General features: G+C 70.0%; 14 protein-coding genes and 2 pseudogenes. 11 read left to right on the forward strand and 5 right to left on the reverse strand.

The features are described 5' to 3' along the window. Positions 1 to 538 precede the first annotated feature (538 nt). The 8 genes and pseudogenes from GT042_RS19215 (at position 539) to GT042_RS19250 (ending at position 9,031) form a co-directional block, all read left to right on the forward strand. Entirely contained in the window at positions 539 to 1,390 is an 852-nt protein-coding gene (locus tag GT042_RS19215) for a helix-turn-helix transcriptional regulator (protein ID WP_161309955.1), read from the forward strand. Positions 1,391 to 1,400: 10 nt separating this feature from the next. Beyond that, positions 1,401 to 1,595 carry a DUF397 domain-containing protein gene (locus tag GT042_RS19220; RefSeq protein ID WP_161309956.1) on the forward strand — a complete coding sequence of 65 codons (195 nt, stop codon included), beginning with the start codon at positions 1,401 to 1,403 and terminating at the stop codon, positions 1,593 to 1,595. 45 nt (positions 1,596 to 1,640) lie between these two features. Further along, positions 1,641 to 2,165, forward strand: a pseudogene (locus GT042_RS19225) (UTRA domain-containing protein); the annotation flags it as partial. A 24-nt stretch (positions 2,166 to 2,189) separates the two neighbouring features. Continuing rightward, entirely contained in the window at positions 2,190 to 2,726 is a 537-nt protein-coding gene (locus GT042_RS19230) for a hypothetical protein (protein WP_161309958.1), read from the forward strand. A 106-nt stretch (positions 2,727 to 2,832) separates the two neighbouring features. Further along, positions 2,833 to 5,985, forward strand: a complete 3,153-nt coding sequence (locus tag GT042_RS19235) for a molecular chaperone Hsp90 (RefSeq protein ID WP_161309959.1) — start codon at positions 2,833 to 2,835, stop codon at positions 5,983 to 5,985. A 127-nt stretch (positions 5,986 to 6,112) separates the two neighbouring features. Next, a complete protein-coding gene (locus GT042_RS19240) occupies positions 6,113 to 7,003 on the forward strand; it encodes a calcium-binding protein (RefSeq protein WP_161309960.1) in 891 nt (296 codons plus the stop codon). Between the two features lie 144 nt (positions 7,004 to 7,147). Next, positions 7,148 to 8,020, forward strand: a complete 873-nt coding sequence (locus GT042_RS19245; RefSeq protein WP_161309961.1) for a DUF5707 domain-containing protein — start codon at positions 7,148 to 7,150, stop codon at positions 8,018 to 8,020. Between the two features lie 144 nt (positions 8,021 to 8,164). After that, positions 8,165 to 9,031: a DUF5707 domain-containing protein gene (locus GT042_RS19250; protein WP_161309962.1), complete on the forward strand. Its 867-nt coding sequence runs from the start codon at positions 8,165 to 8,167 to the stop codon at positions 9,029 to 9,031. A gap of 76 nt (positions 9,032 to 9,107) precedes the next feature. On the opposite strand, the gene GT042_RS19255 is transcribed toward GT042_RS19250, so the two are convergent. From GT042_RS19255 to GT042_RS19265, 3 genes are all read right to left on the reverse strand, one after another. Then, a complete protein-coding gene (locus GT042_RS19255) occupies positions 9,108 to 11,591 on the reverse strand; it encodes an HAD-IC family P-type ATPase (protein ID WP_161309963.1) in 2,484 nt (827 codons plus the stop codon). A 181-nt stretch (positions 11,592 to 11,772) separates the two neighbouring features. Continuing rightward, positions 11,773 to 12,045 (reverse strand): DUF2530 domain-containing protein, encoded by a 273-nt coding sequence (locus tag GT042_RS19260; RefSeq protein ID WP_161309964.1) that lies wholly within the window; start codon positions 12,043 to 12,045, stop codon positions 11,773 to 11,775. A 103-nt stretch (positions 12,046 to 12,148) separates the two neighbouring features. Then, positions 12,149 to 12,331 carry a ribbon-helix-helix protein, CopG family gene (locus GT042_RS19265; RefSeq protein ID WP_161309965.1) on the reverse strand — a complete coding sequence of 61 codons (183 nt, stop codon included), beginning with the start codon at positions 12,329 to 12,331 and terminating at the stop codon, positions 12,149 to 12,151. Positions 12,332 to 12,482: 151 nt separating this feature from the next. Here GT042_RS19265 and GT042_RS19270 point away from each other — a divergent pair, with 151 nt between their 5' ends. Both GT042_RS19270 and GT042_RS19275 read left to right on the forward strand, forming a co-directional pair. Next, on the forward strand, positions 12,483 to 12,923 hold the full coding sequence (locus GT042_RS19270) for a MarR family transcriptional regulator (RefSeq protein WP_161309966.1): 441 nt from the start codon (positions 12,483 to 12,485) through the stop codon (positions 12,921 to 12,923). 38 nt (positions 12,924 to 12,961) lie between these two features. Beyond that, positions 12,962 to 14,374 carry an MFS transporter gene (locus GT042_RS19275; protein WP_161309967.1) on the forward strand — a complete coding sequence of 471 codons (1,413 nt, stop codon included), beginning with the start codon at positions 12,962 to 12,964 and terminating at the stop codon, positions 14,372 to 14,374. Positions 14,375 to 14,409: 35 nt separating this feature from the next. Here the strand turns inward: GT042_RS19275 and GT042_RS39220 are convergent. After that, positions 14,410 to 14,556, reverse strand: a pseudogene (locus GT042_RS39220) (Uma2 family endonuclease); the annotation flags it as partial. A gap of 104 nt (positions 14,557 to 14,660) precedes the next feature. Between GT042_RS39220 and thpR the strand changes: the two are divergent. Continuing rightward, on the forward strand, positions 14,661 to 15,320 hold the full coding sequence (gene thpR / locus GT042_RS19280; RefSeq protein ID WP_161309968.1) for an RNA 2',3'-cyclic phosphodiesterase: 660 nt from the start codon (positions 14,661 to 14,663) through the stop codon (positions 15,318 to 15,320). A gap of 210 nt (positions 15,321 to 15,530) precedes the next feature. On the opposite strand, the gene GT042_RS19285 is transcribed toward thpR, so the two are convergent. Beyond that, positions 15,531 to 16,523: an aldo/keto reductase gene (locus GT042_RS19285; RefSeq protein ID WP_161309969.1), complete on the reverse strand. Its 993-nt coding sequence runs from the start codon at positions 16,521 to 16,523 to the stop codon at positions 15,531 to 15,533. Positions 16,524 to 16,532 lie beyond the last annotated feature (9 nt).

The raw sequence follows: 16,532 nt of genomic DNA on the forward strand, positions 1-16,532 counted from the left end.
AGCCCGTCCGGCGTTTGAGGACATCAGTAAGCGCAACCGCTCACCGGCGCCACGGTCGCCCCATGCGCTGCGTACCGATGCCGCCGCAGCAAGACGCGACAGTCCGTCGCCTCACTCAATGCCCCGACGTCTAAGGCGAGTTGTTCCGCCAACCACCAGTCGTCGCACTCGCGACAGTCATCGAGTGGGAGAGGGGCCGACGTGGTGTCGACGGGCACGCCCGTCAGCCGGACCCGTCCCGGGTCCGCGTCCCACGGCGCTCCGCCGAACTCGGGGCGCAGGAGCCAGCTGCATCCCACCACCCCACAGAACTCCGCCAGCCTGCCCATCGCTGTGTCCAGAACCAGCGAACCTACCTTCGGTTGCGTCTTGGCGATCATGGATGGCTCCTCTGCCTGTGTACCCATGGCGTGCTGCGTCGACCATAGGTCACAACTGTGAGGTCTGTCTCAACAGTGAGGTGAGATGCGCGCGATGGAGTGGACCCCAGGCATCGTGGCGCGGGACAATCTGAGCGACGCCGACCAGGAGGGGGCCCATGCCGGCCAGGAGCTGTCCCACAGCGCGGCAGGTACGTTTGGGTACGGAGCTGCGCAAGCTCCGTGAAGCTGTAGGGATGTCGGGTGGTGCTGCCGCCGCCTTTCTTGGTGGAGAACGTTCCCAGATCAGCCATATCGAGGCCGGCCGGTGGGGCGTCAGTGGTGAGCGGATTCGTCGTCTTGCCGCGCACTATTCGTCCACGGACGCGCAGTTGATCGGTGCCCTCGTGGCGATGGCCTCCGAGCGGGGCAAGGGGTGGTGGGAGCAATACCGCGGCGCTCTGCCGCCCGGGTTGCTCGATCTTTCCGAGCTCGAACATCATGCGACGTCCGTGCGTGCTGTCGAAATGCTGGCCATTCCGGGCATCTTTCAGACGGAAGCCTATGCTCGGGCGATCTTCGAGAGCGGTAATCCCGGCATCGTCGATGATGACCTGGAAGTGAGGATCGAGCATCGCCTGGCACGGCGCAGGATCTTCGACGTGGAAGCTCCGCCCGAGTTCCATGTGGTGGTTCACGAGGCCGCCCTGCGGATGCGTTACGGGAGCCGTCAGATCGTGCGAGCGCAGTTGGAGTCTCTGCTGGAGGTCTGCGACTGGCCCCGCGTGACGATTCGTGTCATCCCGTTCAACATCGATGCTTTCATCGGCTCCGCACAGTCGATGCTCTACGTGGGTGGGCCCGTGCCGCAGCTCGACACCGTGCATGTGGATGCCGTGGATGAAGGCGTGTTCCTGGACGCGGTGCCGTTGCTCGAGAAATACCGCTCGCTCTTCGGCATGGTGGAGAGTGTCTCGCTCGGTGCCGAGGATTCAAGAAAGTTTATTCACCGTCTCGTAGAGGAAATGTGAGTTGAACGTGATGCCTGAAGAACTCGTCTGGCTGAAGTCCTCGTTCTCCAGCGGGAACACCAACTGTGTTGAGATTGCTGTCGCGGATGACGTGATCCTCCTCCGTGAGAGCGATTCGCCTGGGACGACAGTGAGAACAAGCCGCGAGAAGCTTCGCGCATTTGTTCTTGGGGTCAAGGCCGGCGAGTTCGACCACCTGATCTGATGTGTGGCCCGGGATGAGGGGGAGTTGTTCATGGCGGACCGTGATCCGTTACGACGGCGGGGTGTTGAGCGGCTGGCCGCGGACCGGTGGGGCGGTGGGCGCTCGATCGGGGCTGCCGACACCGAGGGACGGGAGCTGATCGTCGATCAGGTGGAGGTGGGGGAGGCGCCTGCGCCTGGAGGGGTTGCTGAGGTTCTTGGGGTTGAGGTGGGGGCGGGTGTGTGCTTGCGTCGGCGGCGGTATGTGGTCGACGGCAAGCCCGTTTCGCTGGCGTCCTCGTATCTGCCTGCCGAGTTGGTGGCCGGTTCGGCCGTGGTGCGGGAGGACGCTGGGCCCGGTGGGATCTACGCGCGGCTGGGGGAGTTGGGCGTCGCGCCGGTGCACTTCCGCGAGGAGATTCGGTCGCGTATGCCGACTCAGGTCGAGGCCGAGCGGTTGGGGCTGTCCGTGGGGACCCCGGTGATTCTCGTGTGTCGTACCGCGTTCACCGCCGATGGGCGGGCCGTTGAGGTCAACGAGATGACCCTCGACTCCGCGTCGTACGTTCTGGAGTACGACTTCGACGCGTAGGTCGACTTGTGGGGGGTGGTCCCTGTGGGGCAGGACGAGTTCTCGGCCGTCGGGCTGGGGCGGCGTCGGCGCAAGGAGGACTGGGTTGCCGGAGAGATTGGTGAGCGTGCTGGGCAGAAGCGGGAGCGCATTCGAGCGGTCGCGGTCTTCCATGCTCAGGATGACAACCTGGCCGCCCCGTTGCGCAAGCGGTGGGCCAAGGTGGCCCTCCGTGTCGACGCGCGTGCGTCTGCCGACGGGCCGCAGGAGCGGGCTCGTGTGGTCGTGAACAACAGCAGCCTGCGGACCTTCGTCATCGACCGGCTCGGGCCCGACCCCGAGGACCCCGACTGGGACCCCGTCCGCGTCGTGGAGTATGTGCTCGCCTCGGTGACGTTGACGGCCGCGCGGGTCCGTGAGCTGGATCCCGGGTGGCGGCGGCTGGACATCGAGCGGGTGCGTGAGCTGCGTCGTATCAAGAACGCCGTCGGGTCGTTCCCCTTGCTCGTTCGGCATCTGCCGGCCGGGGCTCTCCGTGATCAGGCCGTGGAATGGCTGGTCATTCGTGAGGTGCTGCCCTGAGCTCGGCGCCGGGGGCCCTCGTCGCTACCCCGCGACGACGGGGGCAGGCGCTCGCGCGGTACCTTCGGCCGCGTAGGTCCGGTCAGCCGAAGAGTGGAGTCATGCCGTGGGCGTCAGGACGACCGAGGCGGCCGACCCGTTCGGGACGGGGCGGTTGCGGCGTGGGGTGCTTGACGCGTGGGGGGCCAGTCCCGCGCGGTTCCGGGAGGACGCCAACGCCGAGGAGGACCTTGCCCTCGGCGGGTACCGCGACCGGTTGGTCGTTGAGCTTGCTCAGAATGCCGCCGATGCCGCCAGTAGGGGCAGTGGGGGCAGTGGAAGTGGAGGCGGGGGCGACGCGCAGGGGTTTGGGCGGTTGCGGCTTCGGCTCGTGGCGGGTGAGGGGGGCGGGCCCGCCGTGCTCAGCGCCGCCAATACCGGGGCCGCCCTCGACGCCGCCGGTGTCGAGTCGCTCAGTACGCTCCGCGCCTCCGCCAAGCGCGAAGGGCATGAAGGGGCCGTCGGACGGTTCGGGGTCGGCTTCGCCGCCGTGCTCGCCGTCAGTGACGAGCCCGCCGTCCTCGGGCGCCACGGTGGCGTCCGGTGGTCGCTGGACGAGGCGCGGGAGCTGGCCGCCGAGGCCGCGCAGGGGAGTCCGGGGCTCGGCGACGAGCTGCGCCGCCGTGACGGGCACGTACCGCTGCTGCGTCTGCCCCTGCCCGCCGAGGGCGCGCCGCCCGAGGGGTACGACACCGTCGTCGTCCTGCCCCTGCGGGACGCCGCCGCGTTCGATCTGGTCGAGCGGCTGCTGGACGGGATCGACGATGCTTTGTTGCTCACCCTGCCCGGGCTCGCCGAGATCGTTGTGGAGACCCCTGGCGGGGAGCGCGTCCTGCGGCGGTCCGTCGAAGGGCCTTACGTGCATGTCGACGACAGCGCCGGCGGTGGGGACATCCACCGGTGGCGCGTCGTGAGCCGCGACGGTTCCACCGCGCCGGAGCTGCTGGAGGGGCGGCCCGTCGAGGAGCGGCTCCGGCCCCACTGGGCCGTCACGTGGGCCGTGCCCGTGGACGAGGAAGGCGCGCCGGCCCGGCCCCGTACCGCCCCCGTCGTCCACGCCCCCACCCCCACCGACGAGCCGCTCGGCGTGCCCGCGCTGCTCATCGCGTCGTTCCCGCTCGATCCGAGCCGCCGCCACACCGCCCCCGGGGCGCTCACCGACTTCGTCGTCGGCCAGGCCGCCGACGCGTACGCCGAACTGCTCGGTGGCTGGGAGCCCGTCTCCACCGGCACGATCGACCTCGTCCCCGGGCCCCTCGGCCAGGGGGAGTTGGACGGGCGGCTGCGCGCCGCGATCCTGGAGCGGCTGCCACGGGTCGCCTTCCTCGCGCCCGCCGGGCCCAGCGAGGAGCTGACCGCGCTGCGGCCCTTCGAGGCGGAGGTCGTGGAGGGCGGGGGCGCCGACACCGTACGCGTACTGGCGGAGGTGCTGCCCACCCTCCTGCCCGCCGGGTTCGAGCGCCGCACCGAATTGCGCACGCTGGGTGTGGGGCGGCTGCCGCTCGGCGACGCCATCGACCGGATCGCCGGGGCGGAGCGCCCGCCCGAGTGGTGGCGGCGGCTGTACGAGACCCTCGCGGGCGTCGACCCCGACCGGCTGTCCGGGCTGCCCGTGCCGCTCGCCAACGGCCGGACGACGATCGGCCCCCGGCAGGTCCTGCTGCCGTTCCCCGACACCGAGGCGCCCGCCGATCTCGCCCGGCTCGGGCTGAAGGTCGCGCACCCCGACGCCGCGCATCCGCTGCTGGAGAAGCTGGGGGCGATGCCCGCGACCCCCCGGGCCGTCCTGACAACTCCCCAGGTGCGCAACGCCGTTGCCGCCTCCATGGACGGCGGGGACATCTGGGACGAGGACGCGGACACCCTGGACGCCGAGGAGCTGGCGGAGACCGTCCTGCGGCTGGTGCGGGACGCCGGGCTCGAACCGGGCGACGAACCCTGGCTGGCCGCCCTCGCGTTGACCGACGAGGACGGCGAGCTGGCGCCCGCCGGTGAACTCGTCCTGCCGGGAAGCCCGTTCGCCGCCCTCATGCGGGAGGACGAACTCGCCCTGTGCGACGGCGACTTGGCCGCCAAGTGGGGTGAGCAGCCGCTGGCCGCCTGTGGCGTGCTCGCCACCTTCGCGCTCGTACGGGCCACGGATGTCGTCCTCGACCCCGACGAACTGGAGCCCCGCGAGGGCGACTTCGCCGAGCCGGACGACGCCGGGCTGCTCGACGCCGTCGACGTCTGGTGCGAGGACGTGCTCGACCGGCTGCCGGAGACGCCGGTGCCGCCGGTCGCCACCGAGATCGTGGCCGTACGGGACCTGGACCTGGTGGACGACGACGCCTGGCCGCAGGCCCTCGCGCTGCTGGCCCGCCCGCCGCTGCGGGACGCGCTGACGCAGTCCGTACGGGTTCTGCTGCCCGACGGCACGACGGAGTCCGTACGGTCCTACACGGCGTGGTGGCTCCGGGACCATCCGGTCCTCGACGGCCGCCGCCCCGCCGGTCTGCGCGCGGCCGGCGGCGACCCGCTGCTGGCCGGTCTGTACGACCCGGTGGACGCGTCCGGCTTCGACGACGCGCAGGTGTTGCACGCGCTGGGGGTACGGACCTCCGTCGCCGCCCTCCTGGACGAACCGGGCGGCGCGGCCGAGCTGTTGGGCCGGCTCGCCGACCCGGACCGGACGGTGGGCGCACCGCAGCTCCACGCCCTGTACACCGCGCTGGCGGACCTCGACCCGGACCAGGTGACGCTGCCGGACGAGCTGCGCGTGGTGGTGGACGGTGAGGTACGGGTGGTCGACGCGGGGGACGCGGTGATCGCCGACGCGCCCGATCTGCTGCCGCTGGCGGGCGGGCTGGCGCTGCTGCCCGTCGCCCCTTCGCGGGCCGGGGAGCTGGCGGAGCTGTTGCAGGTACGGCGGCTGGGCGGGACGGTCCCGGCGGAGGTGACGACGGACGGCGAGGAGCACGACGTACCGGAGCCGGTACGGGCCCTGCTGGGCGCGGGCACGCCGGAGACGTACGTCGAGCACGAGGAACTGGTCGCCGGGGGCGTCGAACTCGACTGGCGCCGCACCCCGGACGGCGTGGTGCACGCGGCGACGCTGGAGGGCGTGGCGGCGGGGCTCGCGTGGGCGGCGGGGCAGTGGCCGCGGCGGTTCGAGGTGGCGGCGCTGCTGGAGGATCCGTCGCGGACGGAGGAGCTGGAGCGGGACCGCTGGTTCGACTGAGTTTCGGCCAGGTCTGGTGTGTTTCTGGTCTTCGCAAAGGAATGACCGTGAGTACAACCATTGGCCAGAGCTTCCGGTCTGGTCCTGCGAGTCACCCAGACTCGCAGGACCAGTACTTGGGGAACACATGCGTATTCGTGCCACCGTCATCGCCGCGGCCTCCGGCGCACTGGCGCTCTCCGCCTTCGCCGTGCCCGCCTCCCAGGCCGCGCAGCAGGGCGGCTCCCAGGCCGCGATCGCGCACCTGACCGGTGCCGTGCAGGACGTCGCGAAGGACCACGCGCCCGCGCCCTCGCTGAAGCGTGCGGCGCTCGCGGCGGCGGCCAACAAGCCCGCCGTGATCACCAAGGCCTCCGTGAACGGCGGCAAGCCGATCGTCGTCACCGCGACGGAGACCAAGAGCAGGAAGGTGCCGTTCTCGGTCACCGCCACCGACGCGTCGGGTGTCGCGGCCGCCGCGGCCGGTCTCTGGTCGGACACCAACGCCAACTCGTTCGACCCGGACGAGAACTCGATCACGTGCAAGGTGGTCAACAAGACCACGACGACCTGCACCGGCAGCGTCACGATCAAGCCCACCCAGCTGAAGAACGCCGACGCCACGTCCTGGCACGTCCTCGCGGTGGCGATCGGCAACGACGACAACCCGGACGTGGACGAGCCCGGCCTGAACGAGTCCGCCTCCACGGTCAAGTTCCAGCGCGCCTCCCAGCTCACGGTCGACGCCACCCCGGAGCCCGTGAAGAAGGGCAAGACCGTCACGGTCACCGGCAAGCTGTCGCGCGCCAACTGGGAGACCAACAAGAACGCGGGCTACGGCACCCAGTCCGTGAAGCTCCAGTTCCGTAAGAAGACGAGCACCGCCTACACCACGGTGAAGACGGTCAAGACGTCCTCCACCGGCACCCTCAAGACCACGGTCACGGCCTCGGTCGACGGCTACTACCGGTGGAGCTTCGCCGGTACGGCCACGACCCCGGCGGTCAGCGCGGCGGGCGACGCGATCGACGTGAAGTAGTCCCGCCGGGAACCGCGCACGGCGCGCCGCCGGCACGCGGCGATCTTCGCGGAACCTTCGTACGTGTGTACAACCTTCGGTTCGGCTTGCGGGTCTGGTGTGTGGGTCACCAGGCCCGCACACCTCCCCGGGGAGTTAACACATATGCGTATTCGCACCACCGTAGCCGTCGTGTCCGGCGCCCTGGCCCTGTCCGCCCTCGCGATCCCGGCCTCGCAGGCCTCCCCGGCGTCGCCGTCCCGCGGCGACTTCCCGGTGAGCGACCGTTACGGGTTCCCGGCGGAGCAGCGCGCGGGGCTCCCGAAGGCGGGGCAGCGCTCGCTCGCGGCGAAGGCCGCCGTCCCGGTCATCAGCAAGATCGTCATCAACGGCGGCAAGCCGATCGTGGTCGGCACCACCAACAGCAAGAAGGTGACGATCTCCGTCACCGCGACGGACGACTCCGGCATCGACGGGTTCTCCACCATCATCTGGCGCGGCGCCTCCCCGGAGGACCCCATCTGGGCCTTCTATCAGAACGAGGAGTCCGCCACCTGCAAGGCGGCCGGTGCCACCACGTCCACCTGCTCCCTCACGGTGACGGTTCCCTCCGAGCAGCTGATCAACGAGGACGCGACGACCTGGAAGGTCGGCGCCTGGGTGACCTCGAAGGACGGCGAGGACACCAAGATCGACGCCTCCGGCACCGTGAAGATCCAGCGTGCGTCGAAGCTGACGGTCGACGCGGCCCCCGAGCCGGTGAAGAAGAACGGGACCGTCACGATCACGGGCAAGCTGTCGCGTGCGAACTGGGAGACCGGGCTGTACGCGGGCTACTCGACGCAGTCGGTGATCCTCCAGTTCCGTAAGCCGACCACTACCGCGTACACGAACGTCAAGGGCGTCAAGACGTCCACGACGGGTGCGCTGAAGACCACGAACAAGGCCACGGTCGACGGCTACTACCGGTGGAGCTTCGTCGGTACGGCCACGACCCCCGCGATCAACGTCGCCGGTGACTACGTCGACGTGAAGTAGCCCTCGCGGTAACGCCTGCGAACGACACACGGCAGTTGGCGATCTTCGCGAAATATTCGTAAGTGTGTACAACCATCGGTGGGACCTGCGGGTCTGGTGTGTTGAGTCATCAGACTCGCAGATCTCCACGGGGAGTTAACACATATGCGTATTCGTGCCACCGTTGCCGTCGCGACCGGCGCCCTGGCCCTGTCCGCCCTCGTAGTGCCGGCCTCACAGGCGGCGGACTCCCACAAGGAGCACCCGAGCCTCAGCGAGCACGGGTTCGCGTGGAAGGACCGCGCGCCGCAGGCGAACAAGCGGGCGCTGGCCTCGAAGGCCGCCACCCTGCCCGTCATCACCAAGACCGTCATCAACGGCGGCAAGCCGATCGTGCTCGGCACGACCGGCACCAAGAAGGTGACCGCCACCGTCACGGCGTCCGACGACTCGGGCATCGAGGACGCCTTCGCGGTCCTGTACACCGGCGGGACCGGCGTCGACGACGAGAACAGCTACGGTTACGCGCCCGACGGCGAGGCGGCGAAGTGCAAGGCGGCCAGCGCCACGACGTCGACCTGCACGCTGACCTTCACGGTCAGCCCGCTGGACCTCTGGAACACGGACGCCAAGACGTGGCAGGTCTACGCCGCGGTGCTGGCGACCGACCTGGACATCACCGAGAAGGACAAGGCCACCTCGGTCAAGTTCCAGCGCGCGTCGCAGCTGACCGTCAACGCCGCGCCGGAGCCCGTGAAGAAGAACGGGACCGTCACGGTCACCGGCAAGCTGTCGCGTGCGAACTGGGACACCGGGAAGTACGCGGGCTACTCGACGCAGTCGGTCATCCTCCAGTTCCGCAAGAAGACCAGCACCGCGTACACCAACGTCAAGGGCGTCAAGACGTCCACGACCGGCACGCTCAAGACGACGACCAAGGCCACGGTCGACGGGTACTACCGGTGGAGCTTCGTCGGTACGGCCACGACCCCCGCGATCAACGTCGCCGGTGACTACGTCGACGTGAAGTAGTCCTCGCAGTAGTGCGGTGAGGCCCGTCCCGGACATCCGTCCGGGGCGGGCCTCCCGCTGTCCCGCGCTTCCTCCGTCACGCCGCCGCCGTCACGGCCTGGTGGAAATGCCGGTCCACCCACCGCCACGCCACCTCCAGCAGCACCGCCCCCACCACCGCGATCGCCACCGCCGCCCACGGCAGCGTCGTCCCCACCAGCTTCAGCGCGAAGAAGTGCTGGAGCGACGGCACCGCGAGCACCACCAGGAACGCGACCACCATCGACACCACCAGCAACAGCCGCCACCACGTGTACGGGCGGGCGATGATCGCCAGGACCCAGATCGAGACCAGGAACAGGGTCAGCGTCGCCACGCTCGTCTCGGCCTGGAGCGAGCCGGGGCCGCTGTAGTAGCCGCGCGCCAGCATGTACGTCGCGAACGTCGTCGCCGCCGCGATGACCCCGCTGGGCGCCGAGTACCGCATGACCCGCCGTACGAAATGCCGTCTCGCGCGCTCCTTGTTCGGCGCCAGCGCCAGGAAGAAGGCCGGAATGCCGATCGTCAGCGTCGACAGCAGCGTCAGGTGCCGGGGCAGGAACGGGTACTCCACCTGGAAACACGCCACCAGGATCGCGATCAGCACCGAGTAGACCGTCTTCGTCAGGAAGAGCGTCGCCACCCGCGTGATGTTGCCGATCACCCGGCGCCCCTCCGCCACCACCGACGGCAGTGACGCGAAGCTGTTGTCGAGCAGCACGATCTGGGCGACGGCCCGCGTCGCCTCGGAGCCCGACCCCATCGCGACCCCGATGTCCGCGTCCTTCAGGGCGAGGACGTCGTTGACGCCGTCCCCCGTCATCGCGACCGTGTGGCCGCGCGCCTGGAGCGCCCCGACCATCTCCCGCTTCTGCTGCGGGGTGACCCGGCCGAACACCGTGCCCGCCTCGATCGCGTCGGCCATCTCCTCCGGGTCGGTGGGGAGCCGGCGGGCGTCGACCGTGTGCTCCGCGCCCGGCAGGCCGAGCTTCGCGGCCACCGCGCCGACCGAGACCGCGTTGTCACCGGAGATGACCTTGGCCGCGACCCGCTGGTCGGCGAAGTACCGGAGCGTGTCCGCCGCGTCGGGCCGCAGCCGCTGCTCCAGGACGACGAGAGCGGTCGCCTTCGCACCGGCCGCCACGTCGGGGGCGGTGAGCCCGGCGGGACTTCCGTCCCCCGCCACCCGCGCCAGCAGCAGCACCCGCAGCCCCTGCTCGTTGAGCCGGTCGGTCTCCGCCAGCGCCGGATCCCCGTCCGGCAACAGTACGTCCGGCGCGCCCAGCAGCCACCCCGAGACCCCGCCGTCCCCCTCGTCGAAGGTCGCCCCGCTGTACTTCCGCGCCGAGGAGAAGGGCAGCGCCTCCGTCGCCCGCCACGGCGCCCTGCCGTCCTGGTACGCGTCCACGATCGCCTGGAGGCTGGCGTTGGGCCGGGGGTCGGACGCCCCGATCGCGCCGAGGACCCGCCGTACGTACGACTCGTCCGCGTCGCCCAGCGCCCGCAACTCGCTCACGAACATCCCGCCCTCGGTGAGCGTCCCCGTCTTGTCGAGGCAGACGACGTCGACGCGCGCGAGCCCCTCGATCGCGGGCAGTTCCTGCACGAGGGCCTGGCGGCGGCCCAGCCGTACGACCCCGATCGCGAAGGCGACCGACGTCAGCAGGACCAGACCCTCCGGGATCATCGGCACGATGCCGCCGATGGTCCTGGCCAGGGAGTCCTTGAAGTCGTTCCGGTTGACGACGAGTTGGCTGACGATCAGGCCGGCGGCGGTCGGGATCATCATCCACGTCACGTACTTGAGGATCGTGCTGATGCCGTTGCGCAGCTCCGAGTCGACCAGCGTGAACCGCGAGGCCTCCTCGGCGAGTTGGGCCGCGTACGCGTCCCGCCCGACCTTCGTGGCCCGGAACGCGCCGCCCCCCGCCACCACGAAGCTGCCCGACATCACGGGATCGCCGGGGTGTTTCAGTACGGGATCGGCCTCGCCGGTCAGCAGCGACTCGTCGATCTCCAGACCGTCCGCCTCCACCATCTCCCCGTCGACCACGACCTTGTCGCCGGGGCCCAGTTCGATGAGGTCGCCGAGGACGATCTCCGAGGTGGAGAGAGCGGTGGCGACCCCGGCACGCCGTACGACGGGCTTGGCCTCCCCGATGACGGCGAGGCCGTCGAGGGTGCGCTTGGCGCGCATCTCCTGGACGATGCCGATGCCGGTGTTGGCGATGATCACAAAGCCGAAGAGCGTGTCCTGGATCGGCGCCACGAAGAACATGACCGCCCAGAGCACCCCGATGATCAGGTTGAAGCGGGTGAGGACGTTGGCGCGGACGATGTCGGCGCCGGAGCGGCTGCTGCGGACGGGGATGTCGTTGACCTCGCCACGGGCGACCCGTTCCGCGACCTCGGCTGCGCTCAGGCCGGAGGCGCGGGCGCCGGGGGTGTCCGGGGTGTGCGGGGTGTCCGGGGTGGGCGACGCGCCGCCGCCCGGCTCCGGGCCATCGGTCTCACCTGTCGCCCGCCGGGCCCGCTGAGTCATGGTTCCGACGGTACGACCCGGGGGGCGCGTTTCCGTGGTGGGCAGGGCGAAGATCGGGGCCCGGCGGGCGAAGATCCGACCCTGGGAGGAGACGGATGAGCCTGGGGCAGTACGGATGCCCCCGACAGACATCCTTTCGCCGGGTCCGTGAGGCTCAGGTCCCTCAGGTCTCGGAGGTGCCTCAGGTCCCGGAGGTGCCTTCCGCCGCCGCGCGCTTGAGCGCCGCGTCCCGCCCCCGTACGTACCAGATGCCGATCAGACCGAGCCCTGCCCCGGCCAGGCACGTCCAGATCCACCACGTGTGCCCGTGATCGCTGAACCATCCGTAGAACGGCAGCTGTACGAGGAAGAGGACGAACCAGATGATCGTCCCGCCCACGATGGTGCCGACCACCGGCCCCTCCAGGGGCTCGGGCGCCTCACGCTGGGGGTATCTGGTCGGAGAACCGGTCATGGGGGCAGTGTAGGTCGGGGCCGTCCGGCCCGAGCCACCCGCCTGCCGCCCGTCCCCGCGAGGCCCCACGGCACCCGCCCACCTCACCTGACCCCGCCTCGCCCTACGGCACCCCGTAGAACTTCTCCGTCTCGTCCACGGCCGCCTGGAACCGTTCGTCGAAGTCGTCGCGGACGAGCGTCCTGACCACGTAGTCCTGGACGCTCATCCCCCGTCTGGCGGCATGCCGCCTGAGCCGGTCGAGCAGCTCACCGTCTATCCGCAGGCTGAGCACTGTCGATCCCATGCGTTCCAGGGTCGGGGGCGGACACGCCCCCTGGTGTCGGTTTCGGTGGCATTCTCACTCTTTCGAGTGGTCTTTACGGGCCGGGCACGGGCCGGGCACGGGCCGGTCCCCCCGGTGGTATTTAGCATGGGTAATGAGTTACGCTAAATACATGCCTGATCTGTCCCACGGTGACGAGAACGACGACGCCGTGAACGCTCTCCGATCCGCCGTCATGCGGCTGGGCCGGCGACTGAAGCACCAACGTGTGGACGAGTCGCTGAGCCCCACCGAGATGTCGGTGCTCGGCACCCTCGCCCGCTGTGGCTCCGCCACCCCGGGGGAGCTGGCCCGCAAGGAGCACGTACAGCCGCCGTCGATGACCAGAATCGTCGCCTTGCTCGAAGCGAAGGGCCTGGTCAGGCTGGAGCCACACCCCGACGACCGTCGGCAGAAGGTGGTCAGCCAGACAGCGGAGGCCGAGGCGATGCTCGAACAGAGCCGCCGCAAGCGGAACGTCTGGCTCGCTTCCCTCGCCGAGGGCCTGGACGAGGACGAATGGGCGAAGCTGCGCGCTGCCGCCCCCGTCCTGGAGAAGCTCGCCCATCTCTGACCCCCCTGACCCGCGCGCCGCAAGGAGGCGAAACAACATTGAGTTCGGGATCCGGAGCAGACTCCGCCCCCGCACCGCAATCCGCCCACGACAGCAGTAACGGCAGCACCAGCACCAACGCCGGCACGACCAGCGCCACCAGCACGGACGCCGCCCCCACCCCCACCAAGGGCGGCACTTTCTCGTCCCTCAAGATACGTAACTACCGCTTGTTCGCCACGGGCGCCGTGGTCTCCAACATCGGTACGTGGATGTCCCGCATCACCCAGGACTGGCTGGTCCTGAGCCTCACCGGCTCCTCGGCGGCCGTCGGTATCACGACGGCGCTCCAGTTCCTGCCGATGCTCCTCTTCGGTCTGTACGGCGGCGTCATCGCCGACCGCTACCCGAAGCGCCAGATCCTGCTGGTCACCCAGGCCGCCATGGGACTCTGCGGACTCTCCCTCGCGCTTCTGACCCTTTCCGGCCATGTCCAGGTGTGGCACGTCTACCTGATCGCGTTCCTGCTCGGCATGGTGACGGTGGTCGACAACCCGAGCCGGCAGTCGTTCGTCTCCGAGATGGTCGGCCCGAGCCAGCTGCGCAACGCCGTCAGCCTCAACTCGGCGAACTTCCAGTCGGCCCGCCTGATCGGCCCCGCCGTCGCGGGTGTGCTGATCACGACGGTCGGCAGCGGATACGCCTTCCTCCTGAACGGCCTCTCCTTCCTGGCGCCGCTCGCCGGACTGCTCCTGATGCGTCAGAGCGAGCTGTTCAAGGTCGAGCGAGTACCGCGCGGCAAGGGGCAGTTGAGGGAGGGACTGCGGTACGTACGGGGCAAGCCGGAGCTCGTCGGACCGATCGTCCTCGTCGGCTTCATCGGCACGTTCGGCTTCAACTTCCCCATCTGGCTGACGGCGTTCGCGCACGAGATCTTCCACAGCGGGGCCGGGCTGTACTCGTTCTTCAACATCCTGATGGCGGTCGGTTCCCTGGCCGCGGCCCTCCTCGCGGCCCGCCGCCGCTCCTCGCGGCTGCGCCTGATGATCCTGGCGGGCGTGGGCTTCGGACTGCTGGAGGTCCTGGTCGCCTTCGCGCCGTCGGTGTGGCTCTTCTCGCTGCTGCTGCTGCCGATCGGGATGCTCGGCATGACGACCAACATCAGCGCGAACACCAGCGTCCAAATGGCGGCCGACCCCATGATGCGGGGCCGGGTGATGAGCCTCTACATGATGGTCTTCGTCGGCGGCACCCCGGTGGGCGGCCCGCTCCTGGGCTGGGTGACGGACACGTACGGAGCCCGCGTCGGCTTCGCGACGGGCGGCGCGGTCTCCCTGATCGCGGCGGCCACGATCGGCGTGATCCTGACCCGGGTGGTCGGCGTCCGCATAAAGATCGACCTACGGGGCGGCCGCCCCCACGTGGACCTGGTCCCGCGAGCGGCGGGGGAACGGGTACCGGCGACGGTGTGAGGTCCCGGGGGGACGCGTGTGGCCCTGACGCGGGGGATGATGTCCCAGTGGGCGTCCTGCTGCGGCGACATGTGGATGTTCCCCCCGACGATCTCGGCCTTGTAACCCTCGGGGACGGGCATCTGCTCAAGCCGTTCGAACAGCGTGTCCAGAATCAGTTCTTCGGTCTCTGCGACGGTCATCGTGGCGCTCCTCCCCGCTGCCGGACAACGTGGCAGCCGCCTAGTAGAACGATACGCACGGTGACCGGGTTACGAGCGGGGGCTCGGTCGGGGAGGCTGGGCGTATGAGACTCTTCGCCGCCGTGTTGCCGCCTGATCGTGTCGTCGCGGAACTTGCCGGTGCTGTGCGGCCGTTGCGGGAGCTTGAGGGTGGGGGTGGCGGTGCCTTGCGGTGGACCGGGGAGGCGGGGTGGCACTTCACGCTCGCCTTCATGGGGGAGGTGGACGACGCCGTGGTGCCGGAGTTGATCGAACGGCTGGAGCGGGCCGCGTACCGTACCGAGCCCTTCTCGCTGCGCGTCCACGGCAGCGGGCACTTCGGCGGCCGGGCGCTGTGGGCCGGGGCCGCCGGGGGGCTCGACGCCTTGCGGCTCCTCGCCGAGCGGGTGGACGCCGCCGCACGGCGGGCCGGGGTGCCGATGGAGGAGCACCGGCGTTATCAGCCCCACCTCACCCTGGCCCGTACCGACCGGGAAAGAGGCGACGACGGCGCCGGGGACGGGCTGCGGCCCTACGTCGAGGCGCTGGCCGGGTTCGAGGGCACGCCCTGGGAGGTGTCCGAGCTGGCGCTCGTGCGCAGTCGGCTGCCTGGGCCGGCGACCGCGGGGTGGGAGCGCGAGCAGGTGCCGCGGTACGAGACGGTCGCGCGTTGTCCGCTCGGGGCGGGGCTCGGCGGCCCCCCGGGCGAGGGCGTCGCCCCTGTCCGACGTAACCTCGACGGGTGAACCCCAAGACCCGAAACCAAATCATGGCCGGCGTGCTGGTGCTGATGTTCGTGATCGTGGCTGTCGCGGCGGCCGTCGGCGGTTAGCCCTCCCGCCTCGGACAGGGGTACGCGGCGAGACGCCACGTACCCCTGCCGAAGGCGACCGGAGCCGACCACCGGCCATCGGCTACCGACCACCGACCACCGGCCATCGGCTACCGATCACCGGCTACCAGGCGAACGCCTCCGGCGACTCGCCTGGGCCGGGGAAGATTTCCTCCAGCGACGCCAGTACCTCGTCCGACAGCTCCAGGTCCACCGCGCGTACGGCGGACTCCAGCTGCTCCAGGGTCCGGGGCCCCGAGATCGGGCCCGTCACCCCCGGGCGGGTGAGCAGCCAGGCCAGCGCCGCCTCGCCCGGGTCGATGCCGTGCTTGTCGAGCAGGTCCTCGTACGACTGGATCTGCGCCCGGACGGCCGGGTCGGTGATCCCGCCGCTCGAACGGCCCCCGGACGCCGTGCCCTCACGCTCCTTGCGCAGTACGCCGCCCAGCCGGCCACCGGCCAGCGGCGACCACGGGAGGACACCCAGGCCGTACTCACGCGCGGCCGGGATGACCTCCATCTCGGCGCGCCGCTCGACGAGGTTGTACAGGCACTGCTCGCTGACCAGGCCGTACGAACCGTGCCGCTGCGCCGTCTCGTTCGCCTGGGCGATCTTCCAGCCGGGGAAGTTGGACGACCCCGCGTAGAGGATCTTGCCCTGGGTTATCAGGGTGTCGATCGCCTGCCATATCTCCTCGACCGGGGTGGCACGGTCGATGTGGTGGAACTGGTAGAGGTCGATGTAGTCGGTCTGGAGCCGCTTGAGACTGGCCTCCACCGAACGGCGGATGTTGAGGGCGGAGAGCTTGTGGTGGTTGGGCCACGCCTGGTCGCCCTCGCCCTCGCCCATGTACGCGTACAGCTTGGTGGCGAGGACGACCTTGTCACGGCGGTCGCCGCCCTGGGCGAACCAGGTGCCGAGGATTTCCTCGGTGCGGCCCTTGCCCGCCGTCCTGCCGTAGATGTTGGCGGTGTCGAAGAAGTTGACGCCCGCGTCGAGGGCGGCATCCATGATGGTGTGGCTGTCGGATTCGTTCGTCAGCGGGCCGAAGTTCATTGTCCCGAGGACGAGTCGGCTGACCTCAAGTCCCGTGCGTCCGAGCTGCGTGTACTTCATGTCGCACTA

Source organism: Streptomyces sp. SID3212 (assembly GCF_009865405.1).
Lineage (GTDB): Bacteria > Actinomycetota > Actinomycetes > Streptomycetales > Streptomycetaceae > Streptomyces.